Annotated in this window: 18 protein-coding genes and 1 pseudogene; 11 read left to right on the top strand and 8 right to left on the bottom strand. The window is 64.4% G+C overall.

Annotated elements, in window-relative coordinates; translation table 11 throughout:
- The first annotated feature begins 74 nt into the window (after nucleotides 1–74).
- Together AAFG16_RS45805 and mtnA are read left to right on the top strand one after the other, a co-directional pair.
- A complete protein-coding gene (locus tag AAFG16_RS45805) occupies nucleotides 75–950 on the top strand; it encodes an S-methyl-5'-thioadenosine phosphorylase (protein WP_342735843.1) in 876 nt (291 codons plus the stop codon).
- Nucleotides 951–980: 30 nt separating this feature from the next.
- Nucleotides 981–2087, top strand: a complete 1107-nt coding sequence (gene mtnA / locus AAFG16_RS45800) for an S-methyl-5-thioribose-1-phosphate isomerase (RefSeq protein ID WP_342735841.1) — start codon at nucleotides 981–983, stop codon at nucleotides 2085–2087.
- A gap of 93 nt (nucleotides 2088–2180) precedes the next feature.
- Here mtnA and AAFG16_RS45795 read toward each other — a convergent pair whose 3' ends face one another.
- A complete protein-coding gene (locus tag AAFG16_RS45795) occupies nucleotides 2181–2816 on the bottom strand; it encodes an HAD-IA family hydrolase (protein ID WP_342735839.1) in 636 nt (211 codons plus the stop codon).
- Nucleotides 2817–2922: 106 nt separating this feature from the next.
- Between AAFG16_RS45795 and AAFG16_RS45790 the strand changes: the two genes are divergently transcribed.
- The 3 genes from AAFG16_RS45790 (at nucleotide 2923) to AAFG16_RS45780 (ending at nucleotide 8532) form a co-directional block, all read left to right on the top strand.
- On the top strand, nucleotides 2923–3678 hold the full coding sequence (locus AAFG16_RS45790; protein WP_342735837.1) for a trypsin-like serine protease: 756 nt from the start codon (nucleotides 2923–2925) through the stop codon (nucleotides 3676–3678).
- Between the two features lie 124 nt (nucleotides 3679–3802).
- The gene (locus tag AAFG16_RS45785) at nucleotides 3803–5305 is read left to right on the top strand and encodes an NAD(P)/FAD-dependent oxidoreductase (protein ID WP_342735835.1); all 1503 of its coding nucleotides are present in this window, start codon (nucleotides 3803–3805) and stop codon (nucleotides 5303–5305) included.
- A 251-nt stretch (nucleotides 5306–5556) separates the two neighbouring features.
- Nucleotides 5557–8532, top strand: coding sequence for an autotransporter domain-containing protein (locus tag AAFG16_RS45780; RefSeq protein WP_342735833.1), 2976 nt, complete (start codon nucleotides 5557–5559; stop codon nucleotides 8530–8532).
- A gap of 198 nt (nucleotides 8533–8730) precedes the next feature.
- Here AAFG16_RS45780 and AAFG16_RS45775 read toward each other — a convergent pair whose 3' ends face one another.
- The 5 genes and pseudogenes from AAFG16_RS45775 to AAFG16_RS45755 all read right to left on the bottom strand — a co-directional run bounded on the left by AAFG16_RS45775 (nucleotide 8731) and on the right by AAFG16_RS45755 (nucleotide 15280).
- Nucleotides 8731–9552, bottom strand: a complete 822-nt coding sequence (locus AAFG16_RS45775) for an MlaD family protein (protein ID WP_283082717.1) — start codon at nucleotides 9550–9552, stop codon at nucleotides 8731–8733.
- An 88-nt stretch (nucleotides 9553–9640) separates the two neighbouring features.
- Entirely contained in the window at nucleotides 9641–11860 is a 2220-nt protein-coding gene (locus tag AAFG16_RS45770; RefSeq protein WP_342735830.1) for an acetate--CoA ligase family protein, read from the bottom strand.
- A 158-nt stretch (nucleotides 11861–12018) separates the two neighbouring features.
- Nucleotides 12019–12126, bottom strand: a pseudogene (locus tag AAFG16_RS45765) (glycosyltransferase); the annotation flags it as partial.
- Nucleotides 12127–12273: 147 nt separating this feature from the next.
- The gene (locus AAFG16_RS45760) at nucleotides 12274–12843 is read right to left on the bottom strand and encodes a class GN sortase (RefSeq protein WP_342735828.1); all 570 of its coding nucleotides are present in this window, start codon (nucleotides 12841–12843) and stop codon (nucleotides 12274–12276) included.
- Between the two features lie 172 nt (nucleotides 12844–13015).
- On the bottom strand, nucleotides 13016–15280 hold the full coding sequence (locus AAFG16_RS45755; protein ID WP_342735826.1) for a marine proteobacterial sortase target protein: 2265 nt from the start codon (nucleotides 15278–15280) through the stop codon (nucleotides 13016–13018).
- 185 nt (nucleotides 15281–15465) lie between these two features.
- Here AAFG16_RS45755 and AAFG16_RS45750 point away from each other — a divergent pair, with 185 nt between their 5' ends.
- The gene (locus AAFG16_RS45750) at nucleotides 15466–16236 is read left to right on the top strand and encodes a helix-turn-helix transcriptional regulator (RefSeq protein ID WP_283082713.1); all 771 of its coding nucleotides are present in this window, start codon (nucleotides 15466–15468) and stop codon (nucleotides 16234–16236) included.
- A gap of 133 nt (nucleotides 16237–16369) precedes the next feature.
- Here the strand turns inward: AAFG16_RS45750 and AAFG16_RS45745 are convergent, their stop codons facing one another.
- Both AAFG16_RS45745 and AAFG16_RS45740 read right to left on the bottom strand, forming a co-directional pair.
- Nucleotides 16370–17593 carry an ABC transporter substrate-binding protein gene (locus AAFG16_RS45745; protein WP_283082712.1) on the bottom strand — a complete coding sequence of 408 codons (1224 nt, stop codon included), beginning with the start codon at nucleotides 17591–17593 and terminating at the stop codon, nucleotides 16370–16372.
- 75 nt (nucleotides 17594–17668) lie between these two features.
- Entirely contained in the window at nucleotides 17669–19219 is a 1551-nt protein-coding gene (locus tag AAFG16_RS45740; RefSeq protein WP_342735823.1) for a long-chain fatty acid--CoA ligase, read from the bottom strand.
- 267 nt (nucleotides 19220–19486) lie between these two features.
- Between AAFG16_RS45740 and AAFG16_RS45735 the strand changes: the two genes are divergently transcribed.
- From AAFG16_RS45735 to AAFG16_RS45715, 5 genes are all read left to right on the top strand, one after another.
- Nucleotides 19487–20623 carry an acyl-CoA dehydrogenase family protein gene (locus AAFG16_RS45735; protein ID WP_342735821.1) on the top strand — a complete coding sequence of 379 codons (1137 nt, stop codon included), beginning with the start codon at nucleotides 19487–19489 and terminating at the stop codon, nucleotides 20621–20623.
- Between the two features lie 120 nt (nucleotides 20624–20743).
- Entirely contained in the window at nucleotides 20744–21904 is a 1161-nt protein-coding gene (locus AAFG16_RS45730; RefSeq protein WP_342735819.1) for an acyl-CoA dehydrogenase family protein, read from the top strand.
- 83 nt (nucleotides 21905–21987) lie between these two features.
- The gene (locus AAFG16_RS45725) at nucleotides 21988–22644 is read left to right on the top strand and encodes a glutathione S-transferase family protein (RefSeq protein ID WP_092211989.1); all 657 of its coding nucleotides are present in this window, start codon (nucleotides 21988–21990) and stop codon (nucleotides 22642–22644) included.
- Between the two features lie 205 nt (nucleotides 22645–22849).
- Entirely contained in the window at nucleotides 22850–23650 is an 801-nt protein-coding gene (locus tag AAFG16_RS45720) for an AraC family transcriptional regulator (protein WP_342735817.1), read from the top strand.
- A gap of 198 nt (nucleotides 23651–23848) precedes the next feature.
- Nucleotides 23849–24715 carry a 3-keto-5-aminohexanoate cleavage protein gene (locus AAFG16_RS45715; RefSeq protein WP_342741083.1) on the top strand — a complete coding sequence of 289 codons (867 nt, stop codon included), beginning with the start codon at nucleotides 23849–23851 and terminating at the stop codon, nucleotides 24713–24715.
- The last annotated feature ends 89 nt before the right edge of the window (nucleotides 24716–24804 follow it).

Raw genomic sequence — 24804 nt, 5'->3', positions numbered from 1 at the left:
ATCCCCGTTCCAAAATCGCCGCAAAACTGGCATAGCTTAACCATGTCGCACGTAGCGAACAGGGTGGAGCAGGCATGGCGCAGGCGGTATTGGGCATCATCGGCGGCTCCGGCATCTACGATCTGCCGGGCCTCGAAGGCGCACACGAAGAGGTGATCAAGAGCCCCTGGGGCGAGCCGTCGGCGCCGCTCCGGCGTGGCTCCATCGCAGGCCTGCCCATCGTGTTCCTGCCGCGGCACGATAAGGGCCACCGGCTGTCGCCCTCCGACATCAACTATCGCGCCAATATCGACGTGCTGAAGCGCGCCGGGGTCACCGACCTGATCTCGCTCTCGGCCTGCGGCTCGTTCAAAGAGGAACTGCCGCCGGGCACGTTCGTTCTCGTCGATCAGTTCGTCGACCGCACCCACAAGCGCGAGAGCTCTTTCTTCGGCCGGGGCTGCGTCGCCCATGTGTCGATGGCGCATCCGGTCTCGCCGCGCTTGCGCATCCATCTTGCTGCGGCGGCCGAAGCCGAGGGCATCGCGATCGCGCGCGGCGGCACCTATGTCTGCATGGAGGGCCCGCAATTCTCCACCTATGCGGAGAGCATGACCTACAAGACGCTGGGCTATTCCGTGATCGGGATGACCAACATGCCCGAGGCGAAACTCGCCCGCGAGGCCGAGATCTGCTACGCCACCGTCGCGATGGTGACCGATTTCGACTGCTGGCATCCCGATCACGACGCCGTCACCGTGCAGGATATCATCCGCGTGCTGAACTCGAACGCCGACAAGGCCAAGGCGCTGGTGGCGCGGCTGGCAAAGGATTTCCCGCGCGAGCACGAGCCGTGCCCGATCGGCTCGGACCGCGCGCTCGACACCGCGCTGATCACCGCGCCCGAGGCGCGCGACCTCGAGCTTCTGAAGAAGCTCGACGCTGTGGCCGGGCGCATCCTGCGCGGCTGAGACGCAAGAAGAACGAAAAGGCAGAACGCCATGAAGGTCGACGGCAAGCATTTCCGCAGCATCTGGCGCGAGCGCGACGGCTGGTCGGTCGGCGCGATCGACCAGCGCCGACTGCCGCACGAGTTCGTCGTTGCGAAGCTGACGTCGTGCGAGGACGCGGCCGTCGCCATCCGCGATATGCTGGTGCGCGGCGCGCCGCTGATCGGTGCCACCGCGGCCTATGGCATGGCGCTTGCGATGCGCGAGGACGCCTCCGATGCCGGCCTGAAGCGCGCCTACGACACACTCGTCGTGGCGCGGCCGACCGCGATCAATCTGAAATGGGCGCTCGACGAGATGCGCGCGACGCTCGAACCGATCGATCCGGTTGAGCGGGCGGAAGCCGCCTATGCGCGTGCCGACGAGATCGTCGAGCAGGATGTCGAGATCAACCGCGGCATCGCCGGCAACGGCCTGGAGCTGATCGAGGCGATCGCGGCGAAGAAGCCGGGCGAAACGGTCAACGTGCTCACTCATTGCAATGCCGGCTGGCTCGCGACCGTCGATTGGGGCACGGCGACGGCGCCGATCTATCTCGCGCATGAGCGTGGCATCAAGGTCCATGTCTGGGTCGACGAGACGCGCCCGCGCAACCAGGGCGCCTCGCTGACAGCGTGGGAGCTCGGCCATCACGGCGTGCCGCACACCGTGATCCCCGACAACACCGGCGGACACCTGATGCAGCACGGCATGGTCGATCTCGCCATCGTCGGCACCGACCGCGTCGCCGCCAATGGCGATGTCTGCAACAAGATCGGCACTTATCTGAAGGCGCTTGCCGCGCATGACAACGGCGTGCCGTTCTACGTCGCACTGCCGTCGCCGACCATCGATTTCGCCGTCGATGACGGCATCCGCGACATCCCGATCGAGCAGCGCAGCGGCACCGAGGTCACCGACATGACCGGCCGCACTGCAGATGGAAGGTTGGAGACCGTGCGCATCGTGCCGGATGGATCGCCGGTCGCGAATTATGCCTTCGACGTGACGCCCGCGCGGCTGGTGACGGGCCTGATCACCGAGCGCGGCGTGTTGAAGCCGGATCGAGCCGCGCTGGCAGCTGCGTTTCCGGAGCGGATCGCTGCTGCCGCGGAGTAGGTGCTGTAGGGTGGGCAAAGGCGCGAAGCGCCGTGCCCACCATCTGCTAGTGGTGGGCACGCTGCGCTTTGCCCACCCTACGGCATTTGTGAACTAGGCCAGCTTTAACCCTGTCGCCGCCTCGAGCTCCCGGATCGCCTGCGCGCCACTGGTGACCTTGATCGTCGTCATGCCCATCTCGCGCGCCGGTTTCAGATTGACGCCGAGGTCGTCGAGATAGACGCAGGTCTTCGGATCAACCTTCAGCGTCTCCACCATCAGCTGGTAGATGCGCGGGTCGGGCTTGCGCAGGCCGATCTTGGCGGATTCGATCACATGGTCGAACAGCACCATCACCTCGGCAATGTAGAGCGAGCGTCCGGTCATGCTGCCGATCGCGTTGGCCGGCAGATTGTTGGTGATGCAGCCGGTCTTGAATTGCGCCTTGATGCGCTTGAGCGCCTCGACCATCTCGGGGCGCAGATCGCCCTGGAGCAGCGGCAGCACATCGCGGCCGCGCACTTCCGCGCCGAGTGCGCGTGACTCCTCCGCGAACAAGGCATCGAACGTGTCGATATCGACCTCGGCCCGCTCGAACTTGGCCCAGGCGTTTTCGAGGTGATTGGCAGCGTTGGTGCGGCGGATGATGTCGGCGGGCAATCCGCGCTCCGTCTCGAACCGCGTGAACGCCTCGAACGGCGAGCTGGTCAAAACGCCGCCAAAATCAAAGATCACTGCCTCGATCGCCACTGTCCTGCCCTCGTCAATTCCTTTCCAAGAGCGCTAGCATGCGCTATCGGCAAGGACCAGTCCGAAGCAATCCGCGCCGCATCGGCTCCGCTCCAATACGTGTTCCATGAAGAAGCTCGCAGCCCTCATCATTGCCGCTCTGCTCGCCACCCCCGCTCATGCCATCGTCGGCGGCGGCACGCCGCAGGCCGACGGCGTTGCGCGCGCGGTCATTACCATAGTGGGCTCGCGCGGCAATTTCTGCACCGGCAGCCTGATCGCGCCGAAAATCGTGCTGACGGTGGCGCACTGCGTGCAGCCGGGCGCGGACTACAAGATCGTTGATCGCGGCACCGACGGTGCGCCGCAATTGCTGAACGTGCGCACCGTCGCGATCCATCCGAGCTTCAACATGCAGGCGATGCAGGCACATCGCGCCACTGCCGACGTGGCGCTGTTGCAACTCGATATTCCACTCAAGGGAAAATCGACGGTCGTGGTCGGTGCGCCGAATATTCCAATCCAGGTCGGCGGCCGCTTCGTCATCGCCGGTATCGGTGTCACGGTGCGCGGTGACGGCAAGAGCGGCGGCACCACACGCGTTGCCGGTCTCGTCGCGACAGGTCAGCCCGGCACGCTTCAAATTCGCCTGGTCGATCCCGTAACCAACGGTGTTCGCGACGGAATCGGCGCCTGCACCGGCGATTCCGGCGGGCCCGTGTTCGAGGACAAGCCGAATGGTACCGTGCTGGTCGGTCTCATCAGCTGGTCCACAGGACCGAATGGCGCCGCCGGCTGCGGCGGCTTGACCGGCGTCACGCCGCTCACGCTCTATCGCGACTGGATCTTGCAGACCGCGCGGAGCTGGGGCGCGGCGTTGTAGTTTGATCGCGAATTGATCTATGTCATTTTAATGCGGAAGCGCGGTGGGCGACCATGCCCGTCGCGGAGGAAACGCGTCGTCCATCAAGGGCGGCCACAAAAACAAGCAAGGCATAGAAGCAACAATGAATGTCGCTGTTCGCAGTCACGCCACGGCCAAGCAGGCCTCTGAACATTTCGACGTGCTGATCGTCGGCGCCGGCATCTCCGGCATCGGCAGCGCTTACCACCTCACCAAGCAGCTTCCGGGCACGAGCTACGTCATCCTGGAAACGCAGGCGACGTTCGGCGGCACCTGGAGCACGCATCGCTATCCCGGCATTCGCTCCGACAGCGACCTCCACACCTTCGGCTACAGCTTCAAGCCTTGGGTCGGCCCGCCGATCGCGACCGCCGAAGAAATCCTCACCTACATGAAAGAGGTGATCGACGACAACGATATCGCCCGGCATATCCGCTACAAGCACAAGATCAACTCGGCGAGCTGGTCGAGCGAGCAGAATCTCTGGACCATCGAGGCGGTCACCACCGACACCGGGGAGTCAAAGACCTTCACCGCGAATTTCCTCTGGATGTGCCAGGGTTATTATCGCCATTCCGAAGGCTACACACCGGAATGGAAGGGCATGGATCGTTTCAAGGGCCGCATCGTCCATCCGCAGACCTGGCCTGACGATATCGATCTCGCGAACAAGAAAGTGGTCGTGATCGGCTCGGGCGCGACCGCGGCGACGCTGGTGCCGAACATCGCCGACACATGTGCGCATGTCACCATGCTGCAGCGTTCGCCGACCTATTTCCGCCTCGGCCGCAACGCCATCGAGATCGCCGAGGAGCTGCGACGGCTTCAGGTCGACGCGGCCTGGATTCACGAGATCGTCCGCCGCAAGATATTGTTCGAGCAGGATGCGTTCACGAAGCTCTGCATCTCCAAGCCCGAGCAGGTGAAGAAGGAGCTGATCGGCCAGATCAGCGCAGTGCTCGGCGCGGACTACGACGTCGAGACGCATTTCACGCCGACCTATCGGCCATGGCGGCAGCGCATCGCCTTCGTGCCGGATGCCGATCTGTTCAAGGGCATCGCCAGCGGCAAGGCCTCCGTCGTCACCGACGAGATCGAGTGCTTCGTCGAGAACGGCATCCAGCTCAAATCGGGCAAGCTGCTCGAGGCCGATATCATCGTCACTGCGACCGGCTTCAACCTTTCGGCGCTCGGCGACATCGCCTTCGAGATCGATGGCAAGCCGCTCGCCTTCGGCGACACCGTCACCTATCGCGGCATGATGTTCACGGGCGTGCCGAACATGGCCTGGGTGTTCGGCTATTTCCGCGCCAGCTGGACGCTGCGCGTCGACCTCGTCGCCGATTTTGTCTGCCGGCTGCTCGGCCACATGAAGGCGAAGGGTACGAAGAAGGTCGAGGTGAGCTTGCGCCCCGAAGACCACAACATGCCGATTCTGCCTTGGATCGATCCGGAAAACTTCAACGCCGGATACATCATGCGCAGCATGAACCTGCTGCCGAAGCGCGGCGACAAGCCGGAATGGCAGCACAGCCAGGATTACTGGACCGAGAAGGACGAGATCCCGAAGACCGATCTGGACGACAAGGCGTTCGTGTATGGGTGAGGTGCGCTAGCGATCGCCTTGGACGATCGGGGTTCATGTGAACGGCGGTCAACACTGCGACAGGACTGCACACGCCGCACATGCGCGGATTGATCATTCTGCGCGGCAAAAGCGTGGCGCGGTTGCAACAAGGCGGTCGGATTCTGCCCCGGCTGTAGGGCAAACGGACGCATTTTGAGGCTGCCGTAGTGTTATGGAGCCTCGTCATGACCTAAGTTCCCGGCGGAATTGCTGCGAACGGGGGGTGTGGCGTGCAAGGCGAGGGGCTTTGGAGGCGGCAGAATCGACTGCGCCGATCCGTTGCTGCGTCGCTTTTCAGCGTATCGGCGGTCTTCGTCGGCCTCAGCCTTTGCACGACGCCGGCCAACGCGCTCTGCGCGCCTGATCCGGCCATCAGCGGCCAGACCGTTACATGTAGCGGCACGGACGCGGATGGCTTTCAGGCCGGGGTCGGGGTCGACAGCCTCAATGTCAACATGCTCTCCGGCGCGACCGTGAACGACAACGGGACGGTCTCGATCGGCGTCAACAATACCAGCACGGTCGTCAACAACGGCATTCTCTCGGCTGGCTCGGGCCTGACCGGCATCGGCGCCGGATATTCGAACACGGTGACCAACAACGGCCGCATCACGGTGCTGGACAACGGCCTCGGCATCCAGGTGATCGACCACAACGTCGTCGCTAATGCCGGAACGATCACGACAGGTGACAACGGTGCCGCGATCTCGGTCGGCGACAGCAACACCGTCACCAACAGTGGAGCGCTGTCTGTCGGCGCGTCGGGGGCGGGCATCTTCTCGGGCCAGAACAACACGATCACCAACGCCGAGACGGGCACGATCACGGGCGGCGACAGTGCAAGGGGCATTTTTGCGTTTGGCGGCGCGACCATCACCAATGCCGGCACGATCACGGTCGGCTCATCCGCCGGATTCTCCGGCGGCATTCTGGCGATCAGCAACAACAATACGGTCGTCAACACCGCCACCGGCAAGATCACGGTCGGGCAGTTCGCCGCCGGCATCTTCCTGCAAGGCAACGTCCAGACCGTCAGCAACTTTGGCTCAATCACGGCCGGCAATGCCGGCGTTGGCATCGCCGCGCTCGGCGATGATGTCAAGGTGACCAACGGCGGTACGATCACGGCGGGGAATACCGCATCGGCCGGCATTTCCGTGGCGGGTGATCGGGCCATCATCAGCCAGAGCGGCACGATCACCGTCGGCGCCGGCGGCGTCGGCATCAGCGTGAACTCGTTCAGCCCGACCAGCCAGGTCGTCAATACCGGCACCATCACCGTCGGGACTGGCGGTGTCGGCATCAACCTGAGCGGCGGCGGAAGCGTGTTCAACTCGGGCACCATCAACGCCGCGACCGGTCTGGCGGCGATCGAGTTCTGCAGCTGCGGCCCGAGCGCGCTGACGCTCGGCCCGGGCAGCATCATCAAGGGCCAGGTGCTTGGCTCTGGCACCGGCGCCTTCCAGCTCGGCGGCACCGGCAAGGATACGTTCAATCTCAGCGACATCGGCACCGGTCTCCAGTACGCCGGCTTTGCGACCTTCAACAAGGTCGACAGCTCGACCTGGACCGTGACCGGCACCGGCAATCAGGACTGGAACGTGCTCGGCGGTACGCTTCTGCTCGTCGGCGCCATCAACGGCACCGTGACCGTCGCGAGCGGTGGTACCTTCGGCGGCGTCGGCACGGTCGGCACGACCACCGTCAATGGCGGTACACTGGCGCCGGGCAATCCGACCGGCACGCTTACCGTGTCCGGCGACCTCACATTCACGTCGGCGTCGAGCTACCTGGTGCAGGTCTCGGGCGCCAGCAACGGCCTTGCGGCGGTGACGGGAATGGCGACGCTTGGCGGTGCAACGGTCGTGGTCGTCCCGACCGGCTCGATCGCGAAGCACTACACGATCCTGACTGCGACGACGCTCCCCGATAGGTTCAATCCGGTCGTTGCGGGGCTCTCGCCGAGCCTGAAGGCGGTGCTGAGCTATGATCCGCACGACGTCTTCCTCGATCTGTCGCTGAGCTACGGCTCCGGCCTCAATATCAACCAGCAGAACGTCGCCAACGCGCTGACGCGCTATTTCGATCGCACCGGCAGCCTCCCGGTCGCGCTTGCCAATCTCTCGCCGGCCGGTCTCACCCAGGCCTCCGGTGAATCGGGCACGGGATCGCAGCAGACCACGTTCAACGCGATGAACCAGTTCCTCGGGCTCCTGACCGATCCGTTCGGCTCGGGGCGCAGCGGCGCGCCCGGTGCGACGCCGCTGGCCGAGGAGACGAATGCGAGTGCCTACGCCGCGCGAGGCAAGGACGCGCGCGACGCCTTTGCCTCGATCTACCGCAAGGCGCCGGCTGCGAGCTTCGCGCAGCGCTGGGACGTCTGGGCGGCCGGCTTCGGCGGCTCGCAGACCACCGACGGCCATGTGGCGCTCGGCTCGAACAACACCACCAGCAGCATCTATGGCACCGCGGTCGGTCTTGATTATCGCTTCTCGCCCGCGACCATCGCTGGCTTTGCGCTTGCCGGCGGTGGTACCGGATTCAGTGTCAACGGGCTCGGCTGGGGCCGCTCCGACCTGTTCCAGGCCGGCGCCTTCGTGCGTCACACCGCGGGACCGGCCTATGTCACGGCCGCGCTGGCCTATGGCTGGCAGGACGTCACCACCAACCGCATCGTCACCGCTGCCGGCGTCGACCAGCTGCGTGCGCAGTTCAATGCCAACGCCCTCTCGGGCCGCATCGAGGGCGGCTATCGCTATGCCATGCCGTGGATCGGCCTCACGCCCTATGCGGCGCTGCAGGCCACCATGTTCAGCCTTCCGAACTATTCGGAGTTCGCGGTGGTTGGCAACAGCACCTTCGTGCTCAACTATGCCGCCAAGGATGTGACCAGCACCCGCACTGAGCTTGGCCTGCGCGCGGATCAGTCGTTCGCCGCGGCCGGCGGGCTGATGACCCTGCGCGGCCGGCTCGCCTGGGCGCATGACTACAATCCGGATCGCACCGTCGGCGCGGTGTTCCAGACGCTGCCGGGCTCCGCCTTCGTCGTGAACGGCGCCGCGCAGGCGCGCGATTCCGCGCTGACCACGGCGGCGGTGCAGATGAACTGGATGAACGGCTGGTCCGCGTCGGCGACCTTCGAGGGCGAGTTCTCGAACGTCACCCGTTCCTACTCCGGCAAGGGCCTCGTGCGCTACGCGTGGTGAGGCGAGGTCGATCGGCAACGGCGGGATTGCCATCCTCCCCCGGACGGGGAGGATCGGTTCGCATGGAGCGAAGCGCAATGCGAACCGAGGTGGGGTGACAGTCTATCCCCCATTGCACTGCCCGAGTTGAGAGATCACCCCACCCCGCTCGCGCTGCGCGCGATCGACCCTCCCCCTCCAGGAGAGGGTAAGAGCGCATCACCGCTTTGGCTGCTCGGGCCTGCGCGGCGGCCGCGGTGCGACGGGGATGCCCGCCATCTTGTTGGCGGTCTCGCTGACGTCGAGCAGCGAGCGGCGGATGTCCTCGATGTAAACAGCCGATTTCTTTCTCATGGTGTCGGCGAGCTCACGCAGCCCCTGCACCTTCTCGAACAGTTCGTCGGCCTTGCCGTCGACGAAGCCGGGTACCACGCCCTCGATCTTGGTGACGGCCTTGTCGAATCCCGCAAAGGCGCTGTCGACCTTGGCCATCACGGAATCGATCTCACCGCCCTTGCTGCGGAGATCGGCGGTGTGGGTCTCGAATGTGCGCAGGCCCTCCTTGATCGCGGGGGCGTTGCTCACGATGGTGCGGTCGACGCTGTGCAGGGTCTCGACGATGGATTCGGCGTCGCTGAGATCGGCGGTCAGCACGGGGATGCCGTCCGTGTCCAGCGGCACCGGCGGCGCGGAGGGCGCGCCTCCGACCAGCGAGATCGCGGCAACGCCGGTGAGGCCCTGGAACTCGATGCCGGCGACGGTGTCCTTGCGGATCGGCGCGGTGTTGTCGAGCATCACCAGCGCCACGATCCTGCGCGGACTGTCCAGCTTGATCGAGAGGATCTGGCCCGCGGGCACGCCGTCGAAATTCACTGGGCCGCCGCGGCGCAGGCCGCTGGCGGAGCCGCCCTCGAACACCACGCGCAGCTGGCTGCGGCTCTGGATCGTGCGCCATTTCTGCACGCCGAGCAGCCCGCCGAATACCACGGCGATCACCGCCAACGTCGCGGTTCCGATGACGAGATTGCTCGCGCGTGCCATGCGGGAGATTTTACGGCCAAAACGAGGAGGTTGGAAGAAGGCCGCAATGATACGCGGGGCGGGTTAACGACTAATCCGCCCTATGGCATCAATGCCCCGCGGCGCGTTTTGCCGCGGCATTGTTCAGCACGATCAGGGCATCGACCGCCACACCCGTCTTGGCATTGATCAGGAACGGGTTGATGTCGATCGATGCGATCCGGTCGCCGGCATCCGCGATCAGATTGGAAAGGCCGACCAGCGCCTTCACCGCGGAGACCTCGTGCAGGGCAGGCTTGCCGCGATAGCCGCGCATCTTGATGCCGGCCTTGGTGCGGCCGATCAGGAGCCGCGCCTCGGCCTCGTCCAGCGGCGCGCCGGCGAGTGCGACGTCCTTCATCAGCTCGATGTCGATGCCGCCGGTGCCGAACAGCACCACAGGCCCCATCTCGGCATCGAGCGAGGCGCCGACCACGAGCTCCAGGTCGGCCTTGACCTGCTGCGCGATCAAAATGCCATCGAGCTTCGGCTTGCCCTTCAGCTTCGCCACCCGCGCGGTAATGTCGGCGAACGCCTTCTTGACCTCCGCCGCGCTGTTGAGGTTCAGCACCACGCCTCCGATGTCGGATTTGTGCAGGATCTCGGCGCTGACGACCTTCGCCACGACCGGGAAGCCGATTTGCTTGGCGATCTTCGCGGCCTCCGCCGCGGTCTGCGCGATGGCCTCCTTGGAGATCGGTATGCCATAGGCCTTCAGCAGCTTCTTCGAGGCGACCTCGTCGAGCGCGGCGCCGTTCGCCGCTTTCAGCGCCTTCTCCAGCACCGCGCGCGCGGCAGGCTTGGAGCTGGAGACGATGTCGGGCACCTCTTTCCGTAAGCTGGCATAGGTGAGCAGCGATTTGATCGCGGTCACCGCGCGGTCCATGCCCTGCATCACCGCGAGATGCGGCAGCGATTTGCGCAAGTTCTTGGTGAATTCGGTGAAGCCGATCGACATCGCGCTGATGTAGATCACAGGCTTTGAAGCCCGGCTCGCCATCTCGTTGACGATGCGCAAATTACGCTCGCGCTGCTCGTGTGGTGCCTTGGGCAGCTCGGCATCGATGATGACGATGTCGATATCGGGATCGTCGATCATCAGCTTGATCGACTTCATGTAGACGGAGGGATCGACCACCGCGGCAAAGCCGGCGTCGAGCGGGTTGCCGACGATCGAGCCCGGCCCGAGCATCCTTGCCAGTTCGGAACCGACGTGCGGGCTCAGCGGCGCAAAGTTCAGACCCTCGGCATAGAAGGCATCAAGCAGCATGCCGCGCTTGCCGCCTGATAACGTGACGGCGGCGAGCCGGTCACCCTTGGGCACGACCGAGTGGACGAAGCATTCGGTGGTCTCGAGCAGCTCGTCGAGCCCGCCGACTCGGATCACGCCCTCGCGCGTTGCGATGGCGTCGAAGGTCTCGATCGAGCCGGCGAGCGCGCCGGTATGCGCCATCGCTGCCGCGCGGCCGCCTTCGGAAGAGCCGAGCTTGAGCGCGATCACCGGCTTGCTTGCGGCACGCGCCGCCTTGCAGGCGTCGCGGAACGCCTTGGTGTTGCGCACGCCTTCGAGGTAGACGACGATCACGCGGATGCTCGGATCCTCGGCGAAATAGCGCATCAGGTCCGGCGTCTCGAGCCCGGTCTCGTTGCCGGTCGTCACCATGTAGCCGACCCCGACGCCGCGATCTTCCAGCGCCTGCCGGATCGCCATGACGATGGCGCCGGATTGGCCAGCAATCGCCACCGCGCCCTGTTCCATGGTGACGATGCGATCGTCGATATTGGTGAACAGCTTTTCGCCCGCGCTCAAATTGCCGAGGCAGTTCGGTCCGGTGACGGCAAGGCCAGTCTCGCGCACCGCCGCCTGCAATTCGGCGGCGAGCTTCTGGCTCTCCGCATCCTGCAACTCGCTGAAGCCCGAGGTGACGATAGTGGCCGAACGCGCGCCGGCCGCCGCAGCGTCGCGGATCACCTGCACGGCAAAGCGCGCCGGCACCAGCACCAGCACGTGGTCGGGCTTTTCGGGAAGGCTCGCAAAGTCCTTGTAGCAGGGCACGCCCCAGATGGTCTCGCGCTTGGCGTTGACCGGGTAGAGCCCGCCCTCGTAGCCGTATTTGACAAGATTGTTCCAGATGCGCTCGGCGTAATTGCCGGGCTTGTCGGTGGCCCCCACCAGCACGATGTTGTGCGGATGCAGCATGGCGTGGATGCCCTTGACGACATCGCTTGCATCGGGTGGCGGAGACCATGGGCGGGGAGACGTCGACGCAGCAGGCACCTGAGCTTCCATGCTCACCTCTTGTTCTTGTTGCAGCGCGTACTCGGGCGCCGAGGTCTGGCGGGACTCATCGCTTCATCCCGCGTGGCGGAATGGCGAGACGTCACGTCAAGGCTAGCATCACCAGAGTTTTGGCGAAAGTGCGAACGGTCTTGCGACGTGCTGCGACGTCAGTAGCGCAGCAGGTTCAGCTTGTAGGCGTAGTGACAGGCGAGTTGCTTGGCGAGATAGGGAGCGATGGCGCGCCGGATCTGCATCTGTGTCGGATCGAAGCCGAGCCAAGCTGGTCGCCCATTATCGCTTGTCCTGAAATTGCAGCGTCAAAAAATCAATCGGTCATTCTTTCAGGTCTCGCGGCGATGACATCAGTTCAGCGATTCCATGAGGTGCGATCAATCTCTGCCAGAGGCCTCGATTGCGAAGCGCTATTCATCAGGTCCGATCAGGGTCGCGTGCAGAACGTAGCGTTCAGGACCAGACGAGACGGCGTCGAACGGCCAGCAGGTCGCGAGCACCAGCTCGAAATCCTGCGTCGCGAGATCGATGCCAAATTCATCGAAGCGAACCACGGTGGAGGAATCCGCGCGATAGCGGAAATGCTTGCCGTCCCTGCGTGTGACATCGATGACATCTCCAATGGCAACATTCCGCAAGAAGCGGAAATGTGTGTCGCGATGGGCGGCATATACGGCAATACCGCGCTCGCCCGCATCAGCCGTTTGGCGGATATGACCGGGTCCGAACGCGAGCGCCTGGCCGCTCACACCGTCCAGCACGACCGCGCTGGCGCCGATCCGTTTCACCTCGATCCGCGCGACCGGCCAGGTGTCGGCCCATGACCAAGGCTTGACCACCGCGCCGGTCGCAATGCTCCTGTCGAACGCGCGCTCCAGCAGCACCTGCGCGAGCCAGGCTTTGGCATGGATGTAGGCGCCGTCGCCGAACATGATGGCGCCGACTATGGCGAGGGCCAGGGGAGAGATGAGGCGGGGCATTGTTCCACCATCGTCATTGCGAGCGGAGCGAAGCAATCCAGACTGCCCCTGCGGAAAGACTCTGGATTGCTTCGCTCCGCTCGCAATGACAGCAAGAGAAAAAGGCGCGCGCGGCCGTTGGTTACGGGACGGGCGACCGCGCGCGCTAACAGAGGAGTCGGGGGCTCCTCTCTCAAGCAGCGTCGGTGAGCAAGGGCCGACGCCGGTTGAACACGAACAGGATCAGGGCGAGCATGATCAGGATGATGCCTGCGATCATCTTCAGCTCGGCCGAAGTTGCAGTCTTGGGAAGACGGATCGCATCGGGCGCTGCTGGGGTCGGCCGCCTTGCCGAAGGCTGGTCGCGCGCATCTGCGTGGCGCTCGCGCAGCTGCGTCGGCGTCAGATGCGGCCGCTCGCCAAAGACCTTCTCGAAATCCCACCCCGCAGGCAGGTTGATCGGCAACTCGCTGAGCTTGAGCGGCTCGCCTTCGGGACGGCTCGGCGTCTTGTCGACGGCGACGAGACTGGTCAGGCGCGTGACGATCTGGTGATCGAGCGCCAGCGCCAGGATCGCCTTGTCGGAGTCTTCGGGCGTCATCTCGCGCAGGGTGCGCGCGACTTCGGCATCGCCGATCTTGCGCCTCGCCCAGAGCTTCGACAGGCCCTTGCCTTCGGCGGCATTTTGCAGCGGCAGCGTCACCGACCACGGCCGGTCGCCGACGCGGCCCTTGATCTCGAGCGAGCCTGCGAGCTTGTCGAGCCTTGCCGCCAGCACCAGCGGCTCGTCGCGATAGACGTCGGGAATGATCGCCGGCGTGACGTCGGCCTTGGCTTCGGAGAATCTTGCGCTGAGGCCGGTCACGGCCGGGTTCTCCAGCTTGGCGAACAGGCCGCGCATCCGCTCCTCGACCTGCTCGACAGAGCCGATATGGGTGAAGGCACCGCGGCCGAGCTCGGCGGCGCGCGTCATCAGATAGGTGTTGGGCGCGGACCCGATGCCGACCATGAACACGCGCGAGCGGCCGCGCATTGCCGTGATGGTCTCGAACAATTGCTGCTCGTTGCCGATCGCGCCGTCAGTCAGGAACACGACCTGGCGAACCATGTTGGTGTCGCCGAGCTTGTCGATCAGCGCCGCGCGCATCGCCGGCACCATCTCGGTACCGCCGCGCGCCTGCAATCCATTCACGAAAGCGAGTGCTTCGCCGAGATGCGCGGGGTCGGCCGGCACGGAGGTAGAGAACAGCACGTCCATGGTGTCGTCGAAGCGGATCACGTTGAAGCGGTCATTGGGCTGGAGGCGGCCGAGCGCGTAAAGCAGGCTCGCCTTGGCCTGAACGATGGAGGTGCCCCCCATCGAGCCGGAATTGTCGATCACGAACACCACTTCGCGCGGCAGCGGTTTCTGCGTTGCCTGCTCGGCGCTGGGTGGGGTGACGAAGGCGAGCAGATAATCGGCATCGCCGACACGTTCGCGGAACAGGCCGACTGAGGGCGCCTTCTCCGCGGCCGGCTTCCAGGTCAGCTCGAAATCGCGGTCGGCGGGGACGGCGCCGTCGGCGAGCGTGACGACACGCGTCGTGGTATCCGGGCTCTCGAGCTTGACGTTGTGGTGGTGACTCCTGACCTCGCCGAGCGCAAAGCCGGCCTTGAGGCGCACCGTGATGCTGGTCGGGTTGACCGGCGCCTTGTTCGCAGGATTCAGCACCGGCGGTGACATCCGGTCGCGGTCCGGCACCGGGTCCGAACTGGTCGCGCCCCAGCCGGAGCCGTCCTGCCGGAAGTCGACGCTCTGCACGATCGGCGCCGGATTGTAACGCGGTGCGACCACCAGCGGCAGCCGCAGCGAAAATTCGTTGCCGGATTGGTGTACCGGCTCCTGATATTCGATCTGCACCAGCACGGTTTCGCCGGGGCCGATATTGGCGACCGAGTTGGTGAAGATGTTCGGCCGCTCCTGCTCGGTGAGCGCGGCCTTCTGGCCGGCGCGGCGCGCCTGCTCGTAGATCACGCGCGCCTGCTGCCGCTCCTTGATGTCGCCGACGATGACGCGGTCGCCGACCACCATCTTCAGCGTATCGACGCCGCCGCCGGTCGCGAGCGGATAGACATAGGTCGCCTCGACCCAGTCCTTGGTCGGGTTGCGGAAGATCTGGGTGACGCGGGCGCGCAGCGTCGGACCTGACACCGTGATGTCGACATCGGTGCCGAGGCGGATCGCTTCGGTATAGGCGCCATCCTCCTTCAGCAGGAGCGTTCCGGATTTGGCATCGCCAGGCTGGAGCAGGCTCGCCTGCTCTGTCGTCGCCGACCATCCGGGCTCAAAACTCACCAGCAGGGCCACGAAGGCGACCAGCATCACCGCGATGCCCTGCACGAGGAGAAACAATCCGAGCTTGATCAGCCGGCCCAGCATGGGGTGCTCGTCGCTGTCGGCGGTGTCGTAGGTGTCCATTTGGCCTGCTCCCGAAGCATGTTCGCTGGCCCAAAGCATCTGCCGGGAGGGCCTGATGTCGCGAGCAGAATGATCGGCAATGTTCCGCCGCAGCCGGCCCGGCATGCCGCTGCCGGGACGGTCATGTGCGGTTTTGTGCTGGTTTGTCCGCCCTGCTAGAATGGCTGTCCTGGAGCAGGGCCACGATGCAGACGCAGGACAAACTCAACGACAGGCAGCTTTCGGACGAGCAGAGCCGCGAGATCGCAGAGACCATTCGCGAGGAGCTGGCGAGACGCCGGATCTCCCGGCAGGCGCTGGCCGAGCAGGCCAAGCTCAGCCTCTCGACGCTGGAAAAGGTGCTTGGCGGACGGCGGCCGTTCACGCTGGCGACGACCGTGCGGCTGGAGCAGGCGCTCGGTGTCTCCTTGCGCAAAAACGCCGTTGTGGTGACGCCCCCGGCCGCAAGCGACGTCGCGCCCGACAGCCTCGGCTCCTATGCGCATCGTGCCGTGACCTGGCTCGAGGACGTCTACATCACGCTGCGGCCGTCGTTCGGCGACAAGAACGCGATCTTCGCCTATCGCACCGAGATCGTCTGGGAGCCGAAGATCTCCTCGCTGGTCTTTCGCGAGGGCGAGCGGACCGATGCCGCCTATGAGCATACCGGCGAGGTCGCGGTGCCGCATCAGTCCGGCTTCATCTATCTCGTCATCATCAAGCACGGCCAGCACCGGGTGATCACGGTGTCGCGGCCGACGGTGAACGGCGAGATGTACGGCATCATCTCGACGCTCCGCGCCGGCCCCGGCTCGCAACTGACCCCGATCGCGGCGCCAATCGCTTACGTGCCGCTCCGGAATGTCCCGAACCCGTCTCTCGGCCGGGTCGGCCCTGACGACGGCAACCATGCACTGTACCGGAAACATCTGCGGCGCACGCTGGAAGAACCGTTTGCAGTGTTTCTGTCGGTATGATCCGCAAGAAATGGTCCGGCAATGATGCGGGGCTAAAGCGCGATGAGATTTGGATGAATCGTCATCGCGCTTTAGGTTGTTGTTTACGCAAGGTCTTTCCGGAAAACCGCTTCGCACTTTTCCGGATCATGCTCTAGCCGCCGGTTTCGGCGCTGATGATATCGCCGAACAGCTCCCACTGGCCCTGCTTGAACCGCCACATCTTGAGCTGCTCGATCGGCGCGAAGTCGTTGGCCGACGTGTTGATCTTGATGCCGGGGATCAGCGTGTCGGGGACGAAGTCCTTCAGGCTGGCGGCCTGCTTCATCACGTTCTCGCGGGTCAGGTTGTCGCCCGACTGCTTCAGCACCTGCACCATGGTCTGGGCCGCCGCGTAGGCGTAAACCAGATTGGCGTCCGAGATGTTGGCGCCGGGCATGTATTTGTCGATGAAGGCCATGAACCTCTTCATGCCCTCGTCGTCCTTCCATTGCGGATCCGACGCATCCTTCAGATAGCCGGCCGACAGCACGCCTTCGGAGGCCTCCAGGCCGGCCGGCTTCATCACCGCACCGATCGACACCGAGACGTCGGTCATCAGGTGCATCGGCTTCCATTCCAGCTCCGCGATCTTCTTGATGGCTTGAGCTGCGAATTTCGGGGTGGCGATGTTGACGAAGACATCGGCGCCGGTGCCCTTGAGCTTGACGATATGGGCATCGATCGACGGCTCCGACGTCTCGTAGCTCTCTTCGGCCACGATCAGCTTCGATGCCTTGTCACCGAAAACGTCCTTGATGCCGGCGAGGTAGTCCTTGCCGAAATCGTCATTGGCATAGAAGATCGCAACCTTCGCGTCCGGCTTCTCCTTCAGAATGTACTTTGCGAAGATCTGGGCCTCGACCCGATAGCTGGGCTGGAAGCCCATGGTCCATGGAAAGTTCTTCGGATCGTTCCACTTGCTGGCGCCGGTGGCCAGGAACAGCTGCGGCACCTTCTTGGCGTTGTGATATTTCTGCACGGCGGTCTGGGTCGGCGTGCCCAGCGCGTTGAAGACGAGGAACACCTCGTCGCTCTCGATCAGCTTGCGGATCTGCTCCACCGTCTTCGGCGGCGAGTAGCCGTCGTCATAGGAGATCCAGTTGATCTTGCGGCCGTTGATGCCGCCCTGATCGTTGATCATCTTGAAATAGGCTTCCTCGGTCTTGCCGATGATGCCGTAGGCGGAGGCGGGACCGGAATAGGCCTCGACATTGCCGATCTTGATCTCGGTGTCGGTGACGCCGGTGTCGTATTTCTTCTGCGCGTAAGCGCCTTGAACTGAGAGCAATGTCAGGGCCGTTGCCGCGGCGAGCAGGGCGAGTTTCTTGTTCTTCATGGAAATTCCTTGGTTTTCTTGTGGGGTGGAGCAGGCACTTTCAAAACAAAAAAGCGCCCGCAGGGGGCGCTTCGATCAGGCGTTGGCGGCTTTCTTGTCGACTTCGGAGGCGACCGAGAATTCCTTGCGCAAGGTCGGCTTGTGGATCTTCCCCGTCGCGTTGCGTGGCAGCGCATCGACGAAGCGAACCTGGCGCGGACATTTGAAGCGCGCGAGATTGGCCGCGCAATGCGCGAAGACCTCGGCTTCGCTCAGCCGCTGGCCTTGCTTGACCCCGACGATGGCAAGGCCCACCTCGCCCCATTGCGGATCGGGAACGCCGATCACCGCGGCTTCGGCGATTGCGGTGAGCTGGTGCAGGACGTTCTCGACCTCGGCCGGATAGACGTTCTCGCCGCCGGAGATGTACATGTCCTTCCAGCGGTCGACGATGTAGTAGAAGCCTTCCTCGTCGATGCGCGTCGCATCGCCGGTGTGCAGCCAGCCGTCGGTGAAGGACGTCTTGTTCGCCTCCGGCCTGTTCCAGTAGCCGGGCGTGATGTTCGGTCCCTTGACCCAGAGCTCGCCGAGCTCGCCGGTATCGGCATCGCTGCCGTCGGGGCGCACGATGCGCACCTCGGTGTGCAGCACCGGCTTGCCGGCGGAGCCCGCCTTACGCGCCGCATCCTCGCGGTCGAGCACCAGCACGGCCGGCGAGGTCTCGGTCATGCCATAGCCCTGCTGGAGCGCGACGCCGCGCGCCTCCCACACTTTCAAGAGCGGCACCGGCATCGGCGCGCCGCCGACACCGCAGACGATCAGCCGGTCAAGGTCGGTGGTTGCGAAGGCTGGGTGCTGCGCCATGAACTGGTAGATCGCGGGCACGCCGAAGAACACATTGATGCCCTGCGCGGGATCGTTGATCAGGCCGAGCGCGGTGCCGGGATCGAAGGCGCGCATGATCATCACGGTGCCGCCGGCATGCAGCACGGGATTGGTGTAGCAATTCAGTCCACCGGTGTGGAACAGCGGCAGCACGGTGAGCAGCACCGAGGCCGGCCCGATGCAGGCGGGGCCGCCGAGATTGACGCAATTCCAGAAGGTCATGCCATGGGTGATGGTCGCGCCCTTCGGATGGCCCGTGGTGCCCGATGTGTACATGATGGTCGAGATGTCATCGAGCGTGACCTCTTCAGCGCGGTCGAGCGGCTTTGCCGCGGCAATGCCGGCCTCGTAAGCGCCGCCGGGACCGAGCAGCAGGCTGGTCGCGACGTTGCAGAGCTTTGCGACGGCAAGCGCGGTCTCGGCCAGATCAGTGTCGTGGATCATCACCTTCGGCGCGCAGTCGGCGGTGATGAACTGGAGCTCGGGAACGGTGAGGCGGGTGTTCAGCGGCACGAAGATGGCGCCCAGCCGTCCGCAGGCGAACTGCACCTCCAGCGTGTCGGTCGTGTTCAGCGCCAGCACCGCGACGCGGTCGCCGCGCGAGACCTTCAACGTGTGGCGGAAGAACGAAGCGAGGCGTGAGACGCGGGCGTCGAGCTGCGCATAGGTGAAGTGGCGCTCGCTGGCGAGATCGATCACCGCAACCTTGTTCGGTGTGCGGCGGCCATGGTGGGCGATCCAGTCGTAGTAACGAACGGCCAAAAATCCCTCCCTCGGCGGTCTTGTGCCGCCTCGCGTCCCTGTTGCCGTGCACCATGCCCGGCGTGGCCCTGGGGGCCAGCCGGAGTCTGTGCAGCAGTCTTTTTTGATCCGGAGTTGGCCTGCGAGGGGTGAAAATCGTCTTGCGTTGAGTTGCTAGGCGATAGGCTGCGGTAGAGCGGTTCCTCCGGTCAGCCACTCTGCGCAAGTGAACGGCAAATGTTCCGGCCATGGTGAATGAGACGAATCCGCCAACAGGGCGAGACTACAATGAAGAGCCCGTTCTATACCGCCGAGCATGACGCCTTCCGCGACGTCATGCGTCGCTTCGTCGACAAGGAGATCGCCCCGTTCGCCCATGAATGGGACGAGGCCGGCGAATTTCCGCGTGCGCTTTATCGCAAGGCGGCCGAGATCGGCCTCCTGGGGCTTGGATTCCCCGAGGAATATGGCGGGATCGCCGCCGACCAGTTCATGAAAATCGTCGCCAGCCAGGAATTGGCGTGGGCTGGAGCCGGCGGGGTCAGCGCCAGCCTGATGAGCCACACCATCGGCTCGCCGCCGATCGCGCGCGCCGCGCGCCCCGAGGTGAAGGCGCGCGTGCTGCCGCAGGTGCTGGCAGGCGAGAAGATCTCCGCGCTCGCCATCACCGAGCCGGGCGGCGGCTCCGACGTCGCCAACCTGCGCACCCGGGCCCGGCGCCACGGGGATCACTACGTCGTGAGCGGCGAGAAAACCTTCATCACCTCGGGCGTGCGCGCCGATTATCTGACTGTCGCCGTGCGTACGGGTGGCGAGGGCGCCGGCGGCGTCAGCCTGCTCCTGATCGAGGGCGACACGCCCGGCCTGTCCAGGACAAAACTGAAGAAGATGGGCTGGTGGGCCTCCGACACCGCGACCCTGCATTTCGACGAGTGCCGTGTGTCGGCCGAGAACCTGATCGGCGAGGAGGGCCAGGGCTTCAAGATCATCATGCAGAATTTCAACAGCGAGCGCATGGGCATGGCGGCGAGCTGCACCGCCTTCGCCCGCGTCTGCCTCGATGAGGCCGTCGCCTATGCCAAGGAGCGCAAGACTTTCGGCAAGCCGCTCGCCCAGCACCAGGTCATCCGGCACAAGATCGTGGACATGGCGCAGAAGGTCGCCGCAAGTCAGGCAATGCTGGAGATGCTGGCTTGGCGGCTCGAGCAGGGCGAGAGCCCGGTCGCGGAAATCTGCATGATGAAGAATCAGGCGACGCAGACCATGGCCTTCTGCGCCTCGGAAGCCGTGCAGATCTTTGGCGGTGCCGGCTTCATGCGCGGCATCAAGGCCGAGCGCATCTACCGCGAGGTCAAGGTCAACGCCATCGGCGGCGGCACCGAGGAGATCATGAAGGATCTGGCAAGCCGGCAGATGGGGTTGTGACTTTTTGTCATTCCGGGGCGCGCGTAGCGCGAGCCCGGAATCCATCAGGCCGCAGACTCCGTAGAGAAATGGATTCCGGGCTCATCGCTCCGCGATGCCCCGGAATGACAAGAGGACAAAATGCTATTCACCGCCGACCATGACGACATCCGCCGCTCCCTACAGAAATTCATCGCGAACGAGATCAATCCTCACATCGACGAGTGGGAGCAGGCCGACATCTTCCCGGCGCATGAGCTGTTCAAGAAGATGGGCAGCCTCGGCTTTCTCGGCCTGAACAAGCCGGTCGAGTTCGGCGGATCGGGCCTCGACTATTCCTACGCGCTGATGATGGCGGAGGAGCTGGGCGCCATCACCTGCGGCGGCGTGCCGATGGCGATCGGCGTGCAGACTGACATGGCGACCCCGGCGCTGGCGCGGTTCGGCTCGGACGAGGTGCGGCGCGAATTCTTGGCACCCTCGATCTCAGGCAATTACGTCGCCTGCATTGGCGTCTCCGAGCCCGGCGCGGGCTCGGACGTTGCCTCGATCAAGACCAGCGCGCGCTCCGACGGCGACGATTACGTCATCAATGGTGGCAAGATGTGGATCACCAACGGCACCCAGGCCGACTGGATCTGCCTGCTCGCCAACACCGGCGATGGCCCCGTTCACCGCAACAAATCGCTGATCTGCGTCCCCATGAAGAGCAAGGGCGTCACCGTGGCGCGCAAGCTCGACAAGATGGGCATGCGCTCGTCGGATACCGCGCAGATCTTCTTCGACAATGTCCGCGTGCCCAAGCGCAACCGGATCGGCGAGGAGGGCAAGGGCTTTACTTACCAGATGATCCAGTTCCAGGAGGAGCGGCTCTGGGGTGCGGCAGCGTGCCTGAAGGCGCACGAATACATCATCGACCAGACCATCGAATACACGCGCAACCGCAAGGCCTTCGGGAAGTCGATCCTCGACAACCAGGTCGTACACTTCAAGCTCGCGGAGATGCAGACCGAGGTCGAGCTGCTGCGCGCGCTGATCTATCGCGCCGCCGAGCAGCTGGTCGCCGGCGAGGACGTGACGCGGCTTGCGACCATGGCCAAGCTGAAAGCCGGTCGGCTCGGCCGCGAGCTCACCGACGCCTGCTTGCAATATTGGGGCGGAATGGGCTTTACCAACGAGACGCCGGTCAGCCGTGCCTATCGCGACAGCCGCCTGACCTCGATCGGCGGCGGCGCCGACGAGGTCATGCTGATGGTCCTGTGCAAGATGATGGGCACGCTGCCGGGGAGTCATAAAGTTTGAGCATGATCTTGTCGGAAAACCGCTTCACACTTTGCGCTAACGCGGCCCTTCGGGTCCGGATCATGCTCTAGGGGGAACGCCTGATGATCACGCTCTATCACTGCGACGCCGCGCGCTCGTTCCGTCCGCTCTGGATGCTGGAGGAGATGGGGCTGCCGTATGAATTGAAGATGCTGCCGTTCCCGCCGCGGGTGTTTGCCAAGGATTATCTCGGCATCAATCCGCTCGGCACCATCCCCTTCCTGATCGACGGCGAGACGCGGATGACTGAGTCCTCGGGCATCTGCCACTATCTCGGCATCAAATACGGCCCGACGCCGCTGATGGTCGGCTCCGAGGATCCCGCCTATGGCGCGTTCCTGAACTGGATGTATTTTTCCGACGCCACGTTAACCTTCCCGCAGACGCTGGTGCTCCGATACACCCAGCTCGAGCCGGAGGAGCGCCGTGTTCCGCAGGTCGCCACCGACTACGCGAAATGGTTTCTGGGCCGGCTGCGCGCCGTCGAGGCAGCGACGGCCAATGCCGAAACATTGTGCGCGGGCCGCTTCACCGCCGCTGACATTGTCATCGGCTACGCGCTCCGCCTCGCCGACAATATCGGCCTTGCCAAGGATTTCGGGCCAAATGTCGCGGCCTATTGGGCGCGCCTGCAGCAGCGCGACGGTTTCAAGCGCGCGGTTGCTGCGGAACAGAAGGCCGGCCTCGAGCAGAATGTTGCGCCGCGCGTGAGGGCGTAGGGAGGCCGTCATTCCGGGGCGCGCAATAGCGCGAACCCGGAATCTCGAAGTTGCAGCGCGAGGTTCCGGGTCCGCCCTTCGGTCGCCCCGGAACGACAATCTTTTGCGCGCCATGACAGCGCTATCCCGTCGTGACAGCGCCCAATTTTCCGCTAAGGTGACCTCCGTCCGCAGCGGCCAAAGAGCCGCGCGAGGAGGATGCCCAATGGATTATAACGGTCGCGAATCCGACCATCTGATGCTGATCACGCCGGAGCGGGTGTTCTATGCCGGCCTGCTCGGACGGCCTCGCAAGCGGACACCGGGCTGCTGCCATGTCTATGTCGCGGTGAAGGGCAATCTGCACCTGACCATCGACGACGTCCTCGCCACCGGCGAGCTGTTCGTCACCCTGCCGAACCAGCGCCATTCCATCGCCAGCGACTACCGCACCGCGATCAGCGTCACGCTCGAGCCGGAAAGCATGCCGGATGGCGTGCTGGAAGATCTGGCCCAGCGGCTGATGGGACCGGACCGGGCCGTCTATGCCCGCCAGATCCTGGCCGCCTACGCGCTGCTGCGCCAGCGCCGCTACGGCGACATCACTACCGCCGAATTCGACGAGATGTGCTTTGGCGAGGCCCTGCCGCGCCGCGTGCTCGACCCGCGCGTGATGCGCGCCGTTGCCCGCATCGAGCGTTTCTCCGGCGAGCCGGTGACAGCGGATACTTGCGCCGCGGAAGCGGGCCTCTCGGCCTCGCGCTTCCTGCATCTGTTCAAGGAAGAGACCGGGATCTCGTTCCGTTCCTTCCGTGCCTGGAAGCGCGCGCGGCACCTGCTGCACTTCGCTAACCAGGATCTCAACCTCGCCCATCTCGCGCAGGACATCGGTTATCCCGACAGCACCCATTTCAGCCATTCGATCCGCCGCTTCTACGGATTGAAGCCGCGCGCGATCTTCGTCGGCTCACGCGATCTTGCGATCTATCGCTGCAATGAGACGGTGCGGATGGCGGAGGCGAGCTAGCACCGCTCTCGTAGGGTGGGCAAAGGCGCACTTGCGCCGTGCCCACCATCTCGCGAGACTTATCCAGTTGGTGGGCACGCTACGCTTTGCTCCCCCTACGATAGCTCGTCTTTAGCTAGCTTCTCCGCGCAAGAAGCCGCATGCCCCGCGTCACATGATCGCAAACGTTGAATTCTCAACGTGCGAGACATTTTTGGCATGGGCGACAAGGCCGTCATCACCTGCGCGCTGAACGGCGTGCTCACCGACCCGAAGCAGCACAACGTGCCCGTGACGCCCGAGCAGATGGCGCGCGAGGCCAAGGCTGCGTTCGATGCCGGTGCGTCCATCATGCACATCCATCTGCGCCAGCAGGCGCCGGACAAGGGACACCTTCCGTCCTGGGAGGTCAGCGTCAGCAAGGAGATCCAGCAGGCGATCCGCGAAGCCTGCCCCGGCGTCATCATCAACCACACTTCGGGCGTATCAGGGCCGAACTACGCTGGCGCGCTCGATTGCATTCGCCAGACCAAGCCCGAGATCGCCGCCTGCAACGCCGGCTCGCTGAATTATTTGAAGGTGAAGGCCGACAACACCTGGGCCTGGCCGCCGATGATGTTCGACAACGCGGTCGAGAAGGTGAAGGACTATCTCGACGTCATGAACGAAGTCGGCACCATCCCCGAATTCGAATGCTTCGACGTCGGCATCGTCCGCTGCGTCGGCATGTACCACCAGGTCGGCATGTACAAGGGCCCGCTCGAGTACAATTTCGTCATGGGCGTCGCCTCCGGCATGCCCGCCGATCCTGAATTGCTGCCGATCCTGATCAAGCTGAAGCGGCCCGAAGCGCATTTTCAGGTCACCGCGATCGGCCGCGAGGAGATCTGGCCGCTGCACCAGCGCTGCGCCGAGCTGGGTGGTCACTTGCGCACCGGCCTCGAGGACGCCTTCTATCTCGCCGACGGCAAGAAGGTGACGTCGAACGGCCAGCTGATCGAGGCCATCGCCGCCTGCGCCCGCCGCGCCGGCCGCGATATCGCCAGCCCCGCCGAGGCGCGGAAGATCTTTGGGACGAACAGGTAAGGTATCGCCTCAACCGTCATTGCGAGCGAAGCGAAGCAATCCAGAATTCTTCCGCAGAGACAGCCTGGATTGCTTCGTCGCAAGTGCTC

Source organism: Bradyrhizobium sp. B117, assembly GCF_038969555.1.
Lineage (GTDB): Bacteria > Pseudomonadota > Alphaproteobacteria > Rhizobiales > Xanthobacteraceae > Bradyrhizobium.
Note: the sequence above shows the minus strand (reverse complement) of the source record. Positions and strands in the feature narration are given on the sequence as shown.